The sequence below is a fragment of the Candidatus Acidiferrales bacterium genome (assembly GCA_035934015.1).
Classification (GTDB): domain Bacteria; phylum Acidobacteriota; class Terriglobia; order Acidiferrales; family UBA7541; genus DAHUXN01.
Genome location: DASYYH010000007.1, coordinates 1 through 17,972, shown reverse-complemented (window position 1 = coordinate 17,972; position 17,972 = coordinate 1). Strand labels below are relative to the sequence as shown.

General features: G+C 57.5%; 16 protein-coding genes. 3 read left to right on the top strand and 13 right to left on the bottom strand.

The genetic code is table 11. The features are described 5' to 3' along the window. The first annotated feature begins 11 nt into the window (after positions 1 to 11). Together VGR81_03935 and VGR81_03930 are read left to right on the top strand one after the other, a co-directional pair. Complete coding sequence (locus VGR81_03935; protein HEV2288083.1) at positions 12 to 1,424, top strand: replication-associated recombination protein A; 1,413 nt, start codon at positions 12 to 14, stop codon at positions 1,422 to 1,424. Next, the gene (locus VGR81_03930) at positions 1,421 to 2,566 is read left to right on the top strand and encodes a hypothetical protein (protein ID HEV2288082.1); all 1,146 of its coding nucleotides are present in this window, start codon (positions 1,421 to 1,423) and stop codon (positions 2,564 to 2,566) included. Before VGR81_03935 ends, VGR81_03930 begins: the two co-directional genes overlap by 4 nt. 19 nt (positions 2,567 to 2,585) lie before the next feature. Here VGR81_03930 and VGR81_03925 read toward each other — a convergent pair whose 3' ends face one another. The 9 genes from VGR81_03925 to VGR81_03885 all read right to left on the bottom strand — a co-directional run bounded on the left by VGR81_03925 (position 2,586) and on the right by VGR81_03885 (position 11,859). Continuing rightward, complete coding sequence (locus tag VGR81_03925) at positions 2,586 to 4,220, bottom strand: M28 family metallopeptidase (GenBank protein HEV2288081.1); 1,635 nt, start codon at positions 4,218 to 4,220, stop codon at positions 2,586 to 2,588. A gap of 10 nt (positions 4,221 to 4,230) precedes the next feature. Continuing rightward, entirely contained in the window at positions 4,231 to 4,644 is a 414-nt protein-coding gene (locus tag VGR81_03920) for a CoA-binding protein (GenBank protein ID HEV2288080.1), read from the bottom strand. A 59-nt stretch (positions 4,645 to 4,703) separates the two neighbouring features. Next, the gene (gene hisC, locus VGR81_03915) at positions 4,704 to 5,822 is read right to left on the bottom strand and encodes a histidinol-phosphate transaminase (GenBank protein ID HEV2288079.1); all 1,119 of its coding nucleotides are present in this window, start codon (positions 5,820 to 5,822) and stop codon (positions 4,704 to 4,706) included. A gap of 8 nt (positions 5,823 to 5,830) precedes the next feature. After that, positions 5,831 to 6,649 carry a S4 domain-containing protein gene (locus VGR81_03910; GenBank protein ID HEV2288078.1) on the bottom strand — a complete coding sequence of 273 codons (819 nt, stop codon included), beginning with the start codon at positions 6,647 to 6,649 and terminating at the stop codon, positions 5,831 to 5,833. A gap of 32 nt (positions 6,650 to 6,681) precedes the next feature. After that, the gene (gene scpB, locus VGR81_03905) at positions 6,682 to 7,419 is read right to left on the bottom strand and encodes an SMC-Scp complex subunit ScpB (protein HEV2288077.1); all 738 of its coding nucleotides are present in this window, start codon (positions 7,417 to 7,419) and stop codon (positions 6,682 to 6,684) included. 88 nt (positions 7,420 to 7,507) lie between these two features. Beyond that, positions 7,508 to 8,362 carry a segregation/condensation protein A gene (locus VGR81_03900; GenBank protein ID HEV2288076.1) on the bottom strand — a complete coding sequence of 285 codons (855 nt, stop codon included), beginning with the start codon at positions 8,360 to 8,362 and terminating at the stop codon, positions 7,508 to 7,510. 162 nt (positions 8,363 to 8,524) lie between these two features. Then, on the bottom strand, positions 8,525 to 9,022 hold the full coding sequence (locus VGR81_03895) for a hypothetical protein (GenBank protein HEV2288075.1): 498 nt from the start codon (positions 9,020 to 9,022) through the stop codon (positions 8,525 to 8,527). A gap of 209 nt (positions 9,023 to 9,231) precedes the next feature. Further along, on the bottom strand, positions 9,232 to 10,542 hold the full coding sequence (trpS, locus tag VGR81_03890; GenBank protein ID HEV2288074.1) for a tryptophan--tRNA ligase: 1,311 nt from the start codon (positions 10,540 to 10,542) through the stop codon (positions 9,232 to 9,234). A gap of 141 nt (positions 10,543 to 10,683) precedes the next feature. After that, positions 10,684 to 11,859, bottom strand: a complete 1,176-nt coding sequence (locus VGR81_03885) for an acyl-CoA dehydrogenase family protein (GenBank protein HEV2288073.1) — start codon at positions 11,857 to 11,859, stop codon at positions 10,684 to 10,686. Positions 11,860 to 12,067: 208 nt separating this feature from the next. On the opposite strand from VGR81_03885, the gene VGR81_03880 reads away from it, so the two are divergent. After that, positions 12,068 to 12,598, top strand: coding sequence for a hypothetical protein (locus tag VGR81_03880; GenBank protein HEV2288072.1), 531 nt, complete (start codon positions 12,068 to 12,070; stop codon positions 12,596 to 12,598). Between the two features lie 122 nt (positions 12,599 to 12,720). Here VGR81_03880 and VGR81_03875 read toward each other — a convergent pair whose 3' ends face one another. The 4 genes from VGR81_03875 to VGR81_03860 all read right to left on the bottom strand — a co-directional run bounded on the left by VGR81_03875 (position 12,721) and on the right by VGR81_03860 (position 17,884). Beyond that, a complete protein-coding gene (locus VGR81_03875; protein HEV2288071.1) occupies positions 12,721 to 14,706 on the bottom strand; it encodes an alkaline phosphatase family protein in 1,986 nt (661 codons plus the stop codon). A gap of 237 nt (positions 14,707 to 14,943) precedes the next feature. Then, positions 14,944 to 15,573, bottom strand: coding sequence for an aquaporin (locus VGR81_03870; GenBank protein ID HEV2288070.1), 630 nt, complete (start codon positions 15,571 to 15,573; stop codon positions 14,944 to 14,946). A gap of 56 nt (positions 15,574 to 15,629) precedes the next feature. Further along, a complete protein-coding gene (locus VGR81_03865; GenBank protein ID HEV2288069.1) occupies positions 15,630 to 16,412 on the bottom strand; it encodes a LytTR family DNA-binding domain-containing protein in 783 nt (260 codons plus the stop codon). A 593-nt stretch (positions 16,413 to 17,005) separates the two neighbouring features. Then, positions 17,006 to 17,884 carry a transposase gene (locus VGR81_03860; protein HEV2288068.1) on the bottom strand — a complete coding sequence of 293 codons (879 nt, stop codon included), beginning with the start codon at positions 17,882 to 17,884 and terminating at the stop codon, positions 17,006 to 17,008. Positions 17,885 to 17,972 lie beyond the last annotated feature (88 nt).

Sequence of the window (17,972 nt, the reverse complement as noted above, 5' to 3'; positions counted from 1 at the left end):
CAGACAAGAAAATGAGCCTGTTCCGCACCATTGACGCCGAAGAAGTCCCGCAGGGATCGCGCCCGCTCGCCGACCGCATGCGTCCGCGCACACTCGACGAAATCGCTGGCCAAGGGGAACTCCTCGCACCGGGCAAACCGCTGCGCATCCAAATCGAGCGCGATGAAATTGTCTCCATGCTCCTTTGGGGTCCGCCGGGCTGCGGCAAGACGACGCTCGCACGCCTGATCGCCAAAACCACGCAATCCGAATTCGTTCCTTTCAGCGCCGTGATGTCTGGAATCAAGGAAATCAAGCAAGTCATGGCCGCCGCCGAGGGTGCCCGGCGCTATGGCCGCTGCACGGTCGTGTTCGTCGATGAGATTCACCGCTTCAACAAAGCGCAGCAGGACGCGTTTCTGCCTTACGTCGAAGCCGGCACAATTCTCTTGATTGGCGCGACGACGGAAAATCCATCCTTCGAGGTCATCGCGCCCCTCCTTTCGCGCATGAAGGTGTACGTTCTTCACGCGCTATCCAGCGAACAAATCCTCGCACTGCTGCGCCGCGCGCTCTCTGATAAAGAACGCGGCTTGGGCGCAGTCGCCGTGGACGTCCCCGATGAGATCCTCGACCGCATCGCACAAATCGCCAATGGCGATGCGCGTTCCGCTTACAACACGCTTGAGTCTCTCGTCCTCGGCACGGAACCCTCCGCAAACGGCAGCCGCGTGGTTACGCGCGAACGCCTCGACGACGTCTTGCAGCGCAAATTCCTTCTCTATGACAAAGCTGGCGAAGAGCATTTCAATCTGATTTCTGCGCTGCACAAGTCTGTGCGCAATTCCGATCCTGATGCAGCACTCTATTGGCTCGCTCGCATGCTGGAGTCCGGCGAAGATCCGCTTTACCTCGCGCGCCGCATGGTGCGCATGGCCAGCGAAGATATTGGCCTTGCCGATCCCAATGCCCTGCACATCACGCTTGCAGCCATGAACGCTTTCGATTTTCTCGGCGTGCCCGAAGGTCATCTTGCGCTCGCTGAGGCCGCCGTCTACCTCTCGCTCGCGCCAAAATCCAATGCCGTCTATACGGCTTATAATTCCGTCCGTGACGATTTGCAGAAAACCATCGCCGAACCTGTCCCGCTTCATTTGCGCAATGCCGTCACCGGCCTTATGAGCCATCTCGGCTATGGCAAGGGATACCAATATGCCCACGACACAGAAGAAAAATTGACGAACATGACCTGCCTGCCCGAGAGCTTGTGGGGCCGCGTCTACTATCACCCAACGGATCAAGGCCTAGAGGCGCCAATTCGCCAGCGCCTCGAAGAGATTCGGCGCATCCAATCTAAGCCGTCGGAATCGAAGCCTCCGAAGGAATCGAAGAAGGACGGAACCAAAAAGACCGATACCAAGTCCCACATGAAGAAAGACGAGTGAAAATAGAATTGACAGACCACCCAGAGAAAACAAATCCGCGCGGAACTGAAGGCAAATCCGCAAATCGTTTCTGCCGCTGGCTCGTTTGGTCGGTTGCGGCTCTAGTTCTGCTTTTCGCGGGCGTCTCGCCGTCTCGCGCTCAGGATAAGCCTCTCTCTTCCATCGATCTCGATTGCCGCGCTTTTGCCATTTCCGTGGATGGAACGGTCGCTTGCGCCGTATTTCACAAACTCCATTTTCAACATTACGAAATCGAGCGCGACGACATTTGGACCGTGACGCTCAATGGCAAACGCAAACGCATCGTCGACGGCGAAACGCTGGTTAAGACAACCACGCCCTTCAGCTTCATGATCCGCCGCCTGGCGTATTCGCCCGATGCAACGAAACTCACCGTACAAATGACCATCGCTCAGGTCGTGGATCAGCAAGGCACAACGAACGAGAGCGAACTGGTCGACTTGATGACCGATGAAGGAAAAGAGATCCCCGTCTTCGGCACGCACACCAGCGTCATCGAGGACGGCAAACAGGCCAACTGGCTCGCCGATGGCGACACTGTCGCCTATCTTGTTTCGAGCGATGAATCCGATTTGCTCTACCACATCGGCATCATTCATCCCAGCAAAGGCGCCGGCGACATAATTTTGAAGGATCACTATTTCACGTCCGTCGCCTGGGATGCTCAGCACAATTCTGCGATCGCCGTCGAGCGCGACCAGCAGTTCACCGGCGCAATCAAGCTTTCACGAATCGATCTTCTTCGCGGGACTGACCAGCCCATTGCCACATTGCAAGGCTATCTCGGCCAGCTCACACTTTCCCCTGACGCCGACAAGGTTGCTTATTTCCGCGATGGCGACACGCTCGAAATCCGCTCGCTCGCGAACCCCCAAATCGCCACGACTGTGCACTGCGCTTACGGCACCATCGCCTGGAGCCCTGACGAACGCAGAATTCTCCTCAAGCGCGGACCCGAAAAAAATGCCGGCGATATTGTCTGGCTTTCTATCCCTAGCGGTGATCTCACCCCCATCTTGCACGATAATGTTTACGTTCGTTTTGCCGTCTCTGTTTCGACACACACCGTCGCCGTCATGCAGCCGGGGAGCAACCACGTCTTTGTTTTCCCTCTGCAATGAAAGCTGGTCTTCTGCGGTTCTATTGGTTTTGCGCAAATCGCCGGAAGAAGCTTGTTGGCTCCCACGATGGCCGCGCTGCGTCATCTGCCGTGCGATCCGCCAGCAGATACAGCAAGTGGCAGAACTTCCCCGCCGCTTCCTGGTCCACTTTTTGGTTGGTATCGTCGGAAGGTTGGTGATAGTGCGTGTGAACCCAATCGTTGAAAATCTTCTCTTGCGGTGAGCCTTTCACGTATCCGAACTTGAAGGCCAGCGCCGGAATGCCTCTTTGAATGAAGCTGTACTGATCGCTGCGAATGAAGCGATTGGCCTCTGGCTGCTCGTCTTCAATCACGTCCACGCCCTCTTCTTTTCCAGCGGCCCGAATGTCATCGCCGAGCGTCGATTCATCGAGCCCCTGCACCTGAAGGTACTGCAGCGGGAACAGCGGCAAAAACATATCCATGTTGATGTCCGCCACGATGTCTTTCGCTGGCACAGTCGGATGATTCGCGAAATACCAAGAGCCCAGCTCGCCTTCTTCTTCGCCGCACACCGCAAGAAATAAAATCGACCGTTTCGGCTTCGTCCCTGACTTCTTGAAATCGTTGGCAATCTGGATCAGTGCCGCGACGCCTGCGGCATTGTCCATCGCTCCGTTGTAGATGTCATCGCCGTTCACTGGCGCTCCCACGCCCAGATGATCCAGATGCGCGCTGACGACGACATATTCTCCCTTGAGCACCGCATCCGAACCTTCCAGCACTCCCGCCACGTTTGGCGATTCGACCGGCTTCTGGATCAACGCGATTGCCGCTCGAATCTCTCCCTTCAACGGAAACTTTGGCAGCGGCTGGTGCGCTTTCGCTAGCTCCAGGATTTCCGCCATCGTGTGGCTCGAACCGGCGAGAAATTCATCCGCGTCGTCCGGATTGATCGTCAGTTCGATTTGGATTCCCCGATCGCGGCGAAGCTTTGCGTCAGCCAGCTCCAGTGACGCCAGCAGCCGATTGTCGGCAATCCTGTTCCATGCAATTTCCTGCTCTGCTGGATTGGGAATCACTGCAATCCCGATCGCGCCCGCCTCCTTCAGCGCTTTCCATCGTTCTCCGAGCGATTCCTCATGCGCTCGCAGCGGGTCTTTGATCGTCGAAGGCCCGCCTGTCAGGTACACGGCGATTTTCCCTTTCAGATCCAGTCCCGCCAGATCGTCGTAATTCGCTTCCGGAACTTTCATCCCGTATCCAACGAACACCATTCCGGCATCGAGCTTAGGCGCCGGGTCGCCCCCCGCGCGCAGAATTACCTCGTTGCCCAGCGTTAGTTGCGTCGTGTTCGAACCCCCAACCAGCTCAACCGATGAGTGTCCCTCATCGACTTGCCGCGACTCGAATTGCACGGGCTGAAAATATCTAATCGTCCCGGCTTCCTTGAGCCCGTCCGCATAGAATTTGTCCGCCACGTATCCGGCCGCGTCCTGATATCCCGCGCTACCAGTTCCCCTGCCCTTCAAGTCGTCCGAGGCCAGATATTTCACGTCGTTCCACCAGCGATTCCCTTCTGCCTTGTCATCATTCGGCGTAGTAGCGCCAGCAACCGAGAACAGGCATGCAATCAGCGCGGCAGATGTTATCGTCCAGGAATAAACAGATGTTCGTAGCGATCTATGCTTCATACCCTTACCTTCAGTGGAATCGCTTCGCATGTTCTTTCAAAATGCAGCGATCCATCACGACAAAAATTCCCGCCTCGCGTGCTCGGCGCGCGGCCTGTTCGTTCACCACCCCTTCCTGCATCCAAACGCATTTTGCACCAATCTTGATCGCGCTTTCCACAACCTCCGGCACAAACTCCGGACGCCGGAAGACGTCCACAATGTCCACTTTCTCGCGAATATCTTCGAGCCGCTTGGCCGCCTTCACTCCTAGCACTTCCGTCTCGTTTGGATTCACGGGAATAATCTTGTATCCCGCTCCCTGCATATACTCTGCGACGCCATAGCTTGGCCGCATTCTGCTCGACGAAAGCCCGACGACGGCAATCGTCCGGCTCGTTTCCAGCAGCTGCCCGATCTTGTCCTCTTTGGTCTCCGTCGTCATTCGCTCGTTTTTTCTGTGCTCATCAATTTTCGAGTTCCGAGTTGCTATGGCTCTGCATTCTAGCCTCTGGCTCGCTCCGCGGGCACGCGCACTTCGCTCAAGGCGCGCAAAAACTTGTCATTTTCCTCTGCCGTTCCCACGCTCACTCGAATCGCATTCGGAAATCCCATCCACGCCATCGGTCGAACGATCACTCCCAATTTCAGCATCTCCTGTGCCAGCGCGTCGGCATTGCCGCCTACTTCCACCAGAATGAAATTCGCCACCGACGGCACGAACTTCACACCGAGCGCACGCATTCCATTTTCCAATTGCTCAAGCCCCAGGCGGTTCGCCTCGAGCGACTTGCACACATGTTCATCGTCCTCCAGCGCCGCGAGCGCCGCAGCTTGCGCAACTCCGGACACCGGAAATGGCAGCCGTATCTTATCGATTTCGTGAAGGAGCTCCGCCGGACCGATTCCGTATCCCACGCGCAATCCCGCCAAACCATACACTTTCGAAAACGTCCTAAGCACCAGGATGTTTTTCCCGCCGCGCACCAAGTCCAGCGATCGCGAATAGTTCGGCACGGAGACATATTCGTAATACGCTTCGTCCAGCACCACCAGAACGCGCTCGGGCACCTGCGCGAAAAATTCCTCGAACATATCTGCGTCAAACACCGTTCCCGTCGGATTATTCGGATTCGCTATGTAAATTATTTTCGTTTCCAGCTCGATGGCGCGCAGAATCGCGTCCAGATCGAATCCATATTCCTTCAGCGACGTCATGATGAGCTTCGCGCCCATCTTCTCGATTGCGATGTAGTACAGCGGAAAGGATCCCTCCGACGTGACCGCGCTTTCGCCCGGCCCCAGCAGCGCCGACGCCGCCAGATGAATCAAATCCGTCGACCCGCTCCCGATGATGATGTTCTCCTGCGCCACATCCAGTCGTTTCGCCAGCGCTTCGCGCAAATAGTGGCTCCCGCCGTCGGGATACCGATGCGCTTCGCCAAACGCCTTCTTCGCCGCTGCCACACCCATCGGTGACGGTCCCAGCGGATTTTCATTCGACGCCAGTTTTACCGCGCGCATGCCCAATTGGCGCTCGACTTCCTCGATCGGTTTGCCGGGTATGTAGGGATCAATTTCTTGGATGTACTGCGGTATGCCGTTATGCGGGGTATTTTTCATCTCAAATGTTAGCGCCTCGGAAATCGTTCCCTCGCTGACTGGCTTCGCTTTCGCGCGTGGAAACTTCGTGACTTTGCTCTTGGCGCCGGTCGTCTCCCGCTCTCTGTTTCTTTTGAAGCATCCGCGTGACGCTCCGCCCGCGCGAGCGCGCGCTCGAGCTCGCCCACTTCTTCGTTCGTCAAATGCCTGTATTGCCCGGGCGCGAGCGGTCCCATTTCCAGATATCCGATGGCAATGCGTTTCATTTTATCGACCGCATGCCCGCTCGCCATCAGTGCTTGCCGGAATTGGTCCTTCGTAGCTCCCGAAAGCGTTACTTGCCACCATCCGCCCGGCAATCCCTTGGCGCGCTCCATTTTTGCACGCCCCGCCCGCTCCGCGTCGCGAATCTCGGATTCGCTTGGTGTGCCCGAAGTCTTGCACAGATAAATCTGCGGCAGAGCGTGCGCGCGCATCACGCGATTCGCCAGTTCGCCGTCATTCGTCAGCAGCAGCAATCCGGATGCGTGATACTCCAGTCGTCCCACGGGAAAAACGCGCCCCGGCACGCCACGCACAAAATCCGCGATTGTTCGCCGGCCCTCCGGGTCGCGCATCGTGGCCACGACGCTGTCAGGCTTATTCAGCGCGATGTAAACCTTCGCTCCGGCAGGCCGCAACAATTTGCCTGCCACGCGGATATGATCCCGCCCCGCATCCGCTTTCGTGCCGAGTTCGGTCACCACGCGTCCATTCACCGCCACCTGACCCGACGAAATCAGCTCCTCCGCATTTCGCCGCGAAGCGATGCCCGCACGCGCAATAATTTTCTGTAGTCGCTCTTCCATGGAATTTCGTTCATCCGGTTCGTGGAGATACTTTATGCGCCTGCGGCCTTACTTTGACCTTCGCTATCCGGCAAGTCTTGCTCCGCGGACAGACTTTCCTGTGGCGCAATCTGTGTCATGTTTCCTTCCGTCGCGTCACTTTCGGTTGTCGGTTTCACAGATGCCGCCATTTCCTCGCCATTGCCCTGAACCGTTTCCTCCGGCTCCGTCGGCGCAATTCCTTCATCCGCGCCCAGCGCCGCCTGCGCCAGTTGCTCAAACTCCTTCAAGCTCGGCAGCTCATCCAAATCCGCAAGTCCGAAGCGCATCAGGAAATCCTTTGATGTGCGATACAAAATTGGCCGCCCGACCGCGTCTTTGCGCCCCGCCGTCGTGATCAGCCGCCGTTCAAGCAGCGTCTTCACGACGCCGCCGCAGTTCACGCCGCGGATTTCGTTGATCTCCGGCAGCGTCGCCGGCTGCTTGTACGCGATCACCGAAAGCGTTTCGAGCGCCGGAATCGTCAGCCGTAGCGGCGGCCGCAGTCCCTTGATGAATCGTCGCACCGCATCGTGGTGCTGCGCCTTCGTATACATCTTCCAGCCGCTCGCCACTTTGCGAATTTCGATGCCGCGTTCATCCGGCGCGTACGACGCGACGAGCTTATCGAGCGCCGCGCGCACCTCCGCCTTCTCTCCGCCCACCGCGGCGACGATCTGCTCCAGCGTTGCTGGCTCGTCCGCCGCGTAAATGATCGCTTCCAGTGCGCTCATCAATTCCTGTTCCGTCATATTTTCTCTCGCCCTTTGCGTCCCTTGTAGCTCACGCCCCGTTCCGGCGTCCTATGCCGGAACTGACGTGAGGCCTTCCGTCGCCTTCTCACAAATATTCTTCGTCAATCTTCGCGATCGCCTCGCCGCCTTCAAACGTGATTTCGAACCTTTTGTGCTTCCGCAGCATCACGTCGCCGAACATTTTCTCCTGCACCAGCGCCACCGCTTGCAGCCTCACCAGTTCGAGCACCGCCAGCAGCGCCACAATCATCGCACGCCGCGACGGGCAAGCTTCGAAAAACTCCGTCAGCGACACCGCTTCGTCATTCGTCAGCAGCCGCTCGCGCAATTGCTCCATCATCTGCGCCACGGTCACGGTTTCGTGCGTCAGCTCGACTTTCGCGACTTCCCGCCGCCGTTCGAGCACCTGCTGAAACACTTTCACCAGATCCACGAGCGAAACAACCAGTTCGCCTTCCGTCTCTTCGCCTTCGTAAAGCGAAAGATCCGGATGCGACCACACGTGCGCTTCGAGCTGTTGCTTCTCGTAGAGCATCTGCGCCGCATTTTTGAATTTCTCGTGCTCCAGCAGACGATGCACCAATTCCTCGCGCGGGTCGCCCTGCTCTTCGGCCGGCGCGAGCGGGTCCACCGGCAGCAGCATCTTCGATTTGATATGAATCAGAGTCGCCGCCATGTAGAGAAAGTCCGCGGAAATATCCACATTCAGTTTTTCCAGCTGATGCAGGTAATCGAGATACTGCTTCGTGATTTTCGCGATGGGAATGTTGTGGATGTCGATTTCCTGCTTGCGCACCAGATCCAGCAGCAAATCGAGCGGCCCTTCATAGACCGGCAACTGAATTCTGTAATCGGGTTGTGCGTTTGCCGCCATATTCTGTGTTTTCGTAGGGGCGACCTTCAGGTCGCCCGCGGCTGCGCCAGCAGCCGGTAAATTCACCTCACCTTTTCTCGCTCACTCTCACAAAACGTCTGTTTCTATCCGCGGTGCGAAATTTATCTCGGGCAGCGCCAATCGCTAGTCAGATGCAAAACGCCTCAAAAACCGCGTCGCACTCCTTGTGTCAACATGCTCTCACAACAAATCTTCCTTTTGTGCGCTTTACCCGCGCAAGGTATTAGCCCTCGGCGGCGCAAACCTCTTCACCATCAGCGCAATCGCCAGCCCAATGCAAAAGAGCAGCGCCAGCACGCCGCTCACTCGTGACGCCACTGCCATCGCCGCCGGCGCATGCGGCACGCGCGTCATCGGCAGCACCACGAAATTCATGATGACATAAACCGCGCCGCCGTACACAATGCCGCAAATCGTGGCCTGCCGCGTCAAAATTATCAGTCTGCGGCTCAAAAGGTAAAACACCACCGTCCAGGTCATCGCAATCGTGTAATGAATCGCCACTCCCAGCGTCACCGATGCTCCCCCCATCGCGAAGGACCTGCCGTCAATCAATCCGCTCGCGATGTATTGAAAAATCTGATACGGCGTGATGTGCCGGAACGCGTTGAAGATAATGTTTTCCGAAATATCCAGCGTCCCCGCGACAAGCCCGATCCAAACCACCGTCCAGACACCGTGCGCTTTTGGCGTATTGTTTATCACTCGTCACTGCCTTTGCGCGTCGCTTGCTCGTCACTCGTCACTTGGCACTCATCACTGTATTTCGTCCCGCGCCTTCCCAATTGAAAACCGCCTTCCGAACTCGCTCCATCCCCTGCTCGTCGGCAACCGCGACCCGCCAACCCGCAACGCACTTCAAAGACCCTTCCTATTGCGCGCCTTATCTGCGCAAGGTATTCAGCTCGTGTCGTTCACTTCCCTTGCGTCACCGGCGAAGGAGCACGTCTGCCCGCCCCCTCCCAGTTGAAGACCGCTTTCCGCACACGCTCCATTGTTCCTTCCGCCACTTTCTTCGCCCGTCGCGAACCATCCTCGAGGACTTGCCACACTTCCCGCGGGTTCTTTTCGTATTTCGCGCGACGCGCCTGAATCGGCTCAATCCATTTCACGAGCGCATCGGCCATCAGCTTCTTGCAGTCAACGCAGCCGATCGCCGCCGTGCGGCATTCGCGGTTCACACGCTCGATGCGCGCGCAATCCTCCGCCGATTTTTTCTCCGGAAACAAATTGTGGTACGCAAACACCGGACAAACTTCCGGCCGCCCCGGGTCCGTCCGCTTAACGCGCTGCGGGTCCGTCATCATATTCTTGGCTTTCGCGCGAATTTCCTCCGGCGTGTCGCTCAGCCATATCGCGTTCCCGTAACTTTTCGCCATCCGCCGCCCATCCGTCCCCGGCACCCGCGGCGTTTCGGTGAGAATCACATCCGGCTCTTGCAGGATGGCGCGCCTTCGTACAAAAGGTTCCGCTTGTGGGCATTTCGCGACGAAATTATCAAAACCTATCTCGGCGATATATTTCTTTATTGCAAGTGGGAACAACTCTTCGAAAATTGGCGTTTGACCTGCGACGGATTTTATCGTTTCAGACGTAACGTGAGACCATACTTCTCTAAGGACGTACTCGTTGCTCCAAAGAGCCGAATCTAATTCAACCCCGAAATGAACATTAAATCTCCGCACAATCTCTCTCGTCATCTCAATGTGCGGCGCCTGATCCTCTCCCACTGGCACCAACAGCTTCTGCCCGGGTTCACCCGCCGCGGCGGGCAAGCCGTACATCACAATATCCGCGCCCTGCAGCAGCGGATAACCCAAAAATCCATACGTCCCCAAATCTTTGTCGCGCAAATTCTCGATTTGCTCTTTGTACGTCGGGACGCGCTCGAGCCACGAAAGCGGCGTAATCATCGACAGCAGCAGATGCAGCTCCGCATGCTCCGGCACGCTCGACTGAATGAAAATCGTCGCTTTCTTCGGATCGAGCCCCACGGCCAGCCAGTCGGTTGCCACTTCCAGCGTGTTCGCCGCCACCTGCGAACTATCCGCGTAATGCGTCGTCAGCGCGTGCCAGTCCGCCACAAAGTAGAAGCAGTCATATTCCTCCTGCATCTTCAGCCAATTCGACAGCGCGCCGAAGTAATGCCCGATGTGCAGCCGCCCCGTCGGCCGCATCCCGCTCAGCACCCTCGCCCTACGCGTGCTTCTGTCTTCGCTTTCCACTTATCGCTCACCCGCCATCAAGCCGAATCGTTGTGGGTTGTGGGTCGTGGCTTCAGCCGCGACGTAAACGGAGTCTCTGTTCCACTTCCTGTCGCGCGTTTCATCCGCGCGATGTCTTCGCCTTTCGCTAGCCACTCGCCACTAGCCACTGTTCTTCAGCAGTTCTCTTGCAATCACGGTCCGCTGCATCTCGCTCGTGCCTTCATAAATCGTCAGCACGCGCGCATCCCTGTAATACCGCTCCACATCGCTCTCGCGCGAAAATCCCTGGCTGCCATGAATCTGCACAGCCTTCGCGCAAACACGATTTGCCATCTCGCTCGCGTACAATTTCGCTCGCGCCGCTTGCGCGCCGCGCCTCATCGGCGCGATCGCCGCGCCCTGATCGCGCATCCACGCCGCGTAATACATCAGCCCGCGCGCCGCCTCGATTTCCGTTTGCATGTCCGCGAGCATCCACTGAATGGCCTGAAATTCGCTGATCGTCTTGCCAAACGCGCGCCGCTGCTTCGCGTATTTCACTGACGCTTCCAGCGCCGCCTGCGCCAGCCCCACCGACTGTGCCGCGATGCCCACGCGGCCGCCGTCGAGCGCCTCGAACGCAATCTTCAGCCCCTGCCCTTCCTCGCCGATGCGATTCTCCGCCGGCACGCGGCAATCCGTCAGCGACAGTTCCGCCGATTTCGAAAGCCGCAGTCCCATCTTATCTTCGTACCGCGCCACGCGGAACCCAGGAAATGTCGGCTCGACAAGAAATGCCGTCACACTCTTCGACCCGGCTGTCGGGTCCGCTTGCCCTGCCTGCCCTGACGAAGCGAGGGACGAAGGAACGGTCTTCGCGAACACGACATACACTCCCGTCTGCCCGCCGCTCGAAACCCACGTCTTCGTTCCATTCAACACATAGAAATCGCCATCGCGCACCGCACGCGCCTGAATTCCTGCCGCATCCGAGCCGGCCTGTGGTTCCGTCAGGCAAAACGAACCGAGAATCTCGCCGCTCGCCAATCGCCTCAAATATTTTTTCTTCTGCGCCTCGCTCCCGTGATTCCCGAGCGGCGCGGCCACCACGGAATTCGTCACGCTCAGCGTCACCGCCGTCGACGCACACACGCGCGCCACTTCTTCCAGCATCACCGCGTAGCTGACCGTGTCCATCCCCGCGCCGCCCCACTCCTCGGGGATGAGCATCCCGCAGCAGCCCATCTCGCCCAGCTTGCGCAGCTCCGCCGCCGGAAATTTCTCCTCGCGCTCGTACGCCCGCAGCACGGGACGCATCTCCGTCTCCATGAACTGCCGCACTGTGTCGCGCAGCACTTTTTGTTCCGAATTGAGCGAAAAATCCACGCGAAAAGTATACCGGCGATGCTACCACAGCAACTCGAAATCGCAAGCGGGAGCGATTGCGTTTTTCTATACGTATCCTCACGCCACTTCACGAGCGTTCGGCCATGGCATGCAGACTTTAGTTTTCAATTGTGGTTAAATCCATGCCGTGCAAACCCTCGGCATTTCCGGCTCCGACGTGAAAGCGGAAGGACGCCTTAAGAGTCTGCTTTGGCCATCTGTGCGGACCAGCAATGACGTCGACTACCTTGGCACACAAGGCTATTGGGTGTGTTTCATTGTTGGAGTCCTTTCGCTCCTGCTATCAGCGGTCGAAGGCCATCCAATAGCAGCGCTATTCGTTCTTTTTTTCTATTACTTAGGCGGAGTTGGTGTGCGAGAACATAGCCGGTATGCGGCATTGGTGGTGTTTGTCATGTTTCTGATCGATTCCCTAGGTGGAGGAAATCCTGCTTTTCGAATTCTTATCGCTGCGTTGCTCCTGGCAAATCTCCGCGCTACATGGATTGCCTCACGGTGGAAGCCAGGGGCGGATGAATCTGCGGCAGTACCGCGGTTCAACGAAACATGGGGCGACAAGTTCGCCGATCAATTTCCGATGTGGCTGTGGCCTAAAATTCGTATTGTCTTTTACATTTATTCCGTGGGTTTTCTTCTTTTGACCTCGATTGGCATAGTGATACTGATTGAGCGCCGACTGCTTTTCTAGCAACGGAAACCTACCCTGAAGGACAATAAATCATTCCCGGCGCCAGCGCTGCTGGGGATCAGCGCCGGCGCCGGAAACTTTCCTGCTTTTCTACTGCAAAATGCGTCTAACCGCTTCGGCGATTAATGCCCATTCCCTTGGCCATGGCCGTTGCCGTGGCCGAAGTCGAACAGGTCCATCAAATCGCTGATCGCCGGGCTGTTCTCCGGCACATACGGATTATTCTTGGCTGCAAGCGGATTTGGCAGATTGTCCCGGCCGACGCTGCTGACCGGCGGCAAATTCCAGTTCGCCTCGATGAACTTCAAAATCGAGACGTGGTCCGCATATTCGTGCGAGATGTGCCCCGCATCCGTGTGCGCCGAAACCACAATCAACGGGATGCGCGTGCCGTCGCCGAAGAAATCCAGCGGCTGCACGTACCCTGAATCGTAATATCCGCCGCCTTCATCCACCGTGATGAAAATGGCCGTGCTCGCCCACAGCTTCGGATTCGCCTGCACTCCATCCACGATTTTCTTCACGAAGCCCTCGAACAAGTCGAACTTCGACGAAGCCGGATGCCCGTCCACCAATCCGCTCGGCTTCACGAACGACACCGCCGGCAAGTTCCCATTCGCGATGTCGGTGTAAAGATTCGCCGTGTCCTGCAAGTGCGCCGTGCGCACCGCCGCGTTCGTCATGATCGAAGTCGCGTACTGCTCGAAGTTGCAAATATTGCAGTACGTATTGTTCGGGTTGTATTGGTCGGCGACGTAGTTGTTCCAGCCGTCGCCGTAATATTTCCAGGAAATATTCGCGGCGAGCAGGTCGTCGCCAATGGTTCGCACAGGCGATGGCGGGACAGTGAACACCATGCCTTTGGGATCCCCAAAAGCTACCGTGCCGTCGCCGTAGTATCCCGGATTGTAATTGTTCAGCAGGTAGTAGTTGCCAGCCTGGCAATTCGGGTTGATTGGCCGCGCCAGCGACGCCAGGTAACTGTCGATCTCTGCCACTCCCGGTTGCGTCGCGTCAGCGCACTCGCTGTACGTTCCGCCCGAATACCCATCCTGCGTGTACCAGTTGTTTGTGCCCGTCTGGGGATCGGGATCCTCAATTTCATTCGATGGCGGCGTAATGGCATTTCCTTTGCCGTCGGTGAATGGAATCGCGTAGCCCGTACCCAGCATGATGTGATTTGCGCCCGTCCCGCCCATCACCGCCTGATGGTAGTTGTCGCTGAACGAATAATGGTCGGCCAGATACTTGAAATACGGAACGTCTCCCTGGGCCATGTTGTAGAAACCCATTGCCGTTGCGCCTTCGCCGCTTGGCGCGTCATACGCTGGCGAACCGGGCAGCTTGCCGTTGCTTCCCGCGCCGATGGTCACTTCGACCCACGGAAACAAATCCGCTTTGCATCCGCTCGGATTCCGCTGCGTCGCGTAAGCCGAGTTGCAATCCTCCTGCTGCCACATCTGATAGAACCGGTGCACAGGGCTTCCCGCATAGGCATCGTAAGGAACGCCGGGCGTCAATTGGAATGGCCCATCCGGCAGCATCGTCGCGCCCTCGCCGTTGTACGAAATGCGCGCGTCCGGCACGCTGCTTGCCTGTCCCGTTCCTCCCGTTGTCAAAAATTGGTAATAGCCAGGCGCCAGCCCGTTTTCCGCCGCCTGTGCCTGCGCCACGGTCGAGAAAAGTGGCGCCTTTGGCCCTCCCGTCAATACCGGAGGCAACACCGGAAAGAGCGACTTCCCCATCGGGCTTTCCTCGAACGGGCTCGGGCTCAGATCCAGCGCCGAATCCTGTTCCGCGAGTGAGTAGTTCGGTCCCGGAGTCCCATCCTCGTTGACAATTCCTTCGGAACGTAAATTCCAAATCGTCTGGTGATTTTTCGGCTTATAGGTCGCAAACAGGTGATCAAACGTCCGGTTTTCGCCGATGATCACGATGACGTGCTTGATCGGCGTGCGCGTACGATTGTCCGCGGTGTTTCCGCCATTTCCATGCGCGTTCACGGGCATCGGCATTCCGAGTGTGACCAATTGCAGGGCCATCATCAGGCACACGATTTGTCGGATACTCAAAGCGCAGACTTTCCGCATAACGGATTCCATGCTCATCCTTGGCTCCTTCACTTTGCAAAGTCGCGGAATCGTCAGCGCGGCCGAACGCTTCGATCTCGCGCGCTGCCCTTGTAGTCCCTTGCGATGAAAGAACGGCTAACGATCAGTTACAGGCGGGATAATTTGCGGCAAATCCTCTGCGACATTTGTGAACATGCCGAAACACACGTATACCCATCGCCAGAATTTAACCCTTAAAAATTCTCTCGACGGCTTCTGGCCCTCAGCTTCCGATCAATTGTCTGCCGGATTCACCATCCTGAAAACTCCCGCGGCCGCTGCCCCGCCGATAAACTCCGACACGAGGTAAATCCAAAGGCTCGACCACCCCGCCATGCCCATCATCGTAACGCCCAGCGCAACGCCCGGATTGAACACCGCGCCCGAAATATTCCCAACGGCGTACGCGCCCGCCATGACCGTCATGCCGATCGCCAGCCCGTAGAATGAATTCCCCTCAGTTCCTTTGGCCGTCGCCGTCGTCAGCACCACATACACCAGCGCAAACGTAAACAGGAATTCAGAAACCAGCGAAGCCGCAACAGGCAGCGTCATTGGCAGCACCGTCGCCCCAACCTTCAAACAATGATTGACGACAACTGCCGCAGCCAGCGCCCCGATAAATTGCGCGATCCAGTAGGGAATCACATCCTTTGTATCGCACTTCCCTCGCAACCAAACTCCCAGCGTCACGGCCGGGTTGTAATGTGCTCCAGAGATATACCCTCCGGCATAAATCATCACCATTAGCACGGCGCCGATGGCCAGCGGTGCCATTGCCCCCGCCCCATTTCCAATCGACGTGCATCCCACCGTCAATACCAGAAAGAAAGTCCCAATCAGCTCCACGATGTACTTTTTCATCGCTGCTCCTTCCTCTCCTGATGGATTGAACTCATTTTCACCGGGCCCATTCGAATCTAAAGCTTCGCCAGCTCTCGCAACTTCCGTGTCTGCGCGCGGCTCACTGGCACCTCACTCGCGCGCTTGTCATCCATTTTCAGCATGTAGCTCGATTTGAACCACGGCACGACTTCCTTGATGTGGTCGATGTTCACGAGATACGACCGATGAGCGCGCCAGAACCGTTCCGAGTCGAGAGACGCCTGCAGCTCCTCGATCGTCCGGTAATTCGATACGCCCTCCGAATCGCGCGTGAAAATCGTAATCGCCCCGTCTTGGATCGACGCATAAACCAGTTGGTCCGCATCCACCAAAAACATTTTCTGCTGCGCCTTCAGCAGCAGTTTCATCGGCTTCGTGCTTGCGATGTGCTTCGGTGCACCCAGATTTTCGATCAGCGTCTCGAGCCGCTCCACCGGTGACGCATTCGCCTCCACCATTTTTTTCGCGCGCTGCACCGCCTTGGCCACTCGCCCTTTGTCAAACGGCTTCAGCACATAATCCACCGCGTTCACTTCGAACGCTTGCACCGCGTATTCGTCGAACGCCGTCGCGAAAGCGATCTGCGGCACTTTGATTTTCTTCTCCACCAGTCTTTTGATCACCCCGAATCCGTCGAGCCCCGGCATCTGCACGTCCAGAAAAACTAGATCTGGCGCGTGCTCCTTAATCAGATTCACCGCGTCCAGCCCGTTTTTCCCTTGCGCAACGATATTGATCTCCGGAAACGCCTTCAGCAGATACGCAAGCTCCTCCCGCGCCGGCCGTTCGTCGTCAACAATGATCGTATTGATCGGCATCCTTCGCCCGCTCCGCGCAAGCCGCGCACAGTATACGCAACACCTTTCCTGCTGACAATTCGCATCGAGCCGCGCGGTGGGTCGGTTTGAATTTTCTTGATCGTGACACAAGCGGATAAAATTCAAACTCACTCATTACCCGGTTGCTCCATCCTGCTTGCCCTGACGCAGTCTTTGTAGGGGCCGATTCCTTTGTTCGGGCCGTTGGCGTCCGCAGGACGGCACAAATTCGCTCCACACCTTGCGCATCACCTATGCACGTGCCATTTGCATGGAGTTGTGTCATTCCGAGGTCGCCCGCTCAGGCCAGGAAGCCTTTGTAGGGCTTGATTGGTTTGATCGGGCCGTTGCCGTCCGCAGGACGGCACAAATTCGCTCCACGTCTTGCGCATCACCGATGCACATGCCACTTGCCTTGAGTTGTGTCATTCCGAGCGAGGATGCGACTAGCATCCGACGAGCCTGTCTGCCGCAGGCAGGGAATCTGCTGTTGCCTTCGCAGCGCTGCCTACCTGTCCCAAACACGCGTCTATCCCGCAATGTCTTTAGTTTTCTTGTGGCTCTGTTGACATCCTATGAAAAAGGCGTCGATGCTACAGGCGATACAAATTGAAACTCAAACCGAGCAGCAGGGCTTGACGGCCTTGCATGCGCAGCGTGCGACCGGGTGCGCGAGCCGAGAGTTTGCGTTTCACCGAAGAGAAGAGACTCTCGATCCAAGCTCGACGCCGGTAGAGCCGTCGTGGAAACGCTCGCCGCATCTCGGCACGCACCCCGTGGATGCGCCAAGTTTTCTTTCCGCGTTTCGCGGGAATGACGCTCTGCGCTCCGAGTTGCCGCCGAATATAGGTGTGGTTTCTCTCGCTGTCGAACTCGGCGTCGGCGAGCACCATCCCGATGCGCGTTTGCTGGGAAGCCGTCTCGACGACCGCCGGCAAATTCCCGCAGTCGTTCCAAGGGCCGCGGCGCGCGATCTGCGACAAAAGAAACTGCTGATCCAGATCGGCCACGATCACCCACTTCAACCAGTGCCGCCACAGCAGCGGTTTCTGCCCGTGATGATGCATCCGTCGCACAAAGAACGTACTGACCGCTCCTTGCGCCAAGCCCGTGGCATCCACGGCCACGCGGGCTCGCCGCCGCTCTTTTTTGCGCCCGCCGCGCAACCGGCGCACGGTCTCGCCTACCGCGTGGTCGATGGTCATGTCGTCCAAACGCTGCAGGAAACGATACAAGGTTGTGAAGTCGGGTACGCTGGCAAGCCCCAGCGCCTGACGCAATTCGCGATGTTCGCCGAGTCGCACTTCGGCTTCGCGAAAGGTCCAATCTTCGTAGCGCATCAAGCAGAGGATGGCCAGCAGTTGCGGCTGCGTGAATTGGTGTTTGCTGAAACGGCTGCGGAAGCGAGGCAGCACCGCCTTGGCCACTGCCAGCGCGATGCGAGAAAAAGGCAGGAGTCCGACTTCGGCCATCGCACCTCCTGCTTCGATAGCAAACAACAATGGACCAGCGCCGAATATCTCGAATTTTCATCGCCGTAGCGAGGATGTCAACAGAGCC

Bases quoted from the DNA above. Each gene is read 5' to 3' on its own strand.
- VGR81_03935 (HEV2288083.1), top strand. From the start codon at position 12: ATGAGCCTGTTCCGCACCATTGACGCCGAAGAAGTCCCGCAGGGATCG.
- VGR81_03925 (HEV2288081.1), bottom strand. From the start codon at position 4,220: ATGAAGCATAGATCGCTACGAACATCTGTTTATTCCTGGACGATAACA.
- VGR81_03920 (HEV2288080.1), bottom strand. From the start codon at position 4,644: ATGACGACGGAGACCAAAGAGGACAAGATCGGGCAGCTGCTGGAAACG.
- hisC (HEV2288079.1), bottom strand. From the start codon at position 5,822: ATGAAAAATACCCCGCATAACGGCATACCGCAGTACATCCAAGAAATT.
- VGR81_03910 (HEV2288078.1), bottom strand. From the start codon at position 6,649: ATGGAAGAGCGACTACAGAAAATTATTGCGCGTGCGGGCATCGCTTCG.
- scpB (HEV2288077.1), bottom strand. From the start codon at position 7,419: ATGACGGAACAGGAATTGATGAGCGCACTGGAAGCGATCATTTACGCG.
- VGR81_03875 (HEV2288071.1), bottom strand. From the start codon at position 14,706: ATGAGCATGGAATCCGTTATGCGGAAAGTCTGCGCTTTGAGTATCCGA.
- VGR81_03870 (HEV2288070.1), bottom strand. From the start codon at position 15,573: ATGAAAAAGTACATCGTGGAGCTGATTGGGACTTTCTTTCTGGTATTG.
- VGR81_03865 (HEV2288069.1), bottom strand. From the start codon at position 16,412: ATGCCGATCAATACGATCATTGTTGACGACGAACGGCCGGCGCGGGAG.
- VGR81_03860 (HEV2288068.1), bottom strand. From the start codon at position 17,884: ATGGCCGAAGTCGGACTCCTGCCTTTTTCTCGCATCGCGCTGGCAGTG.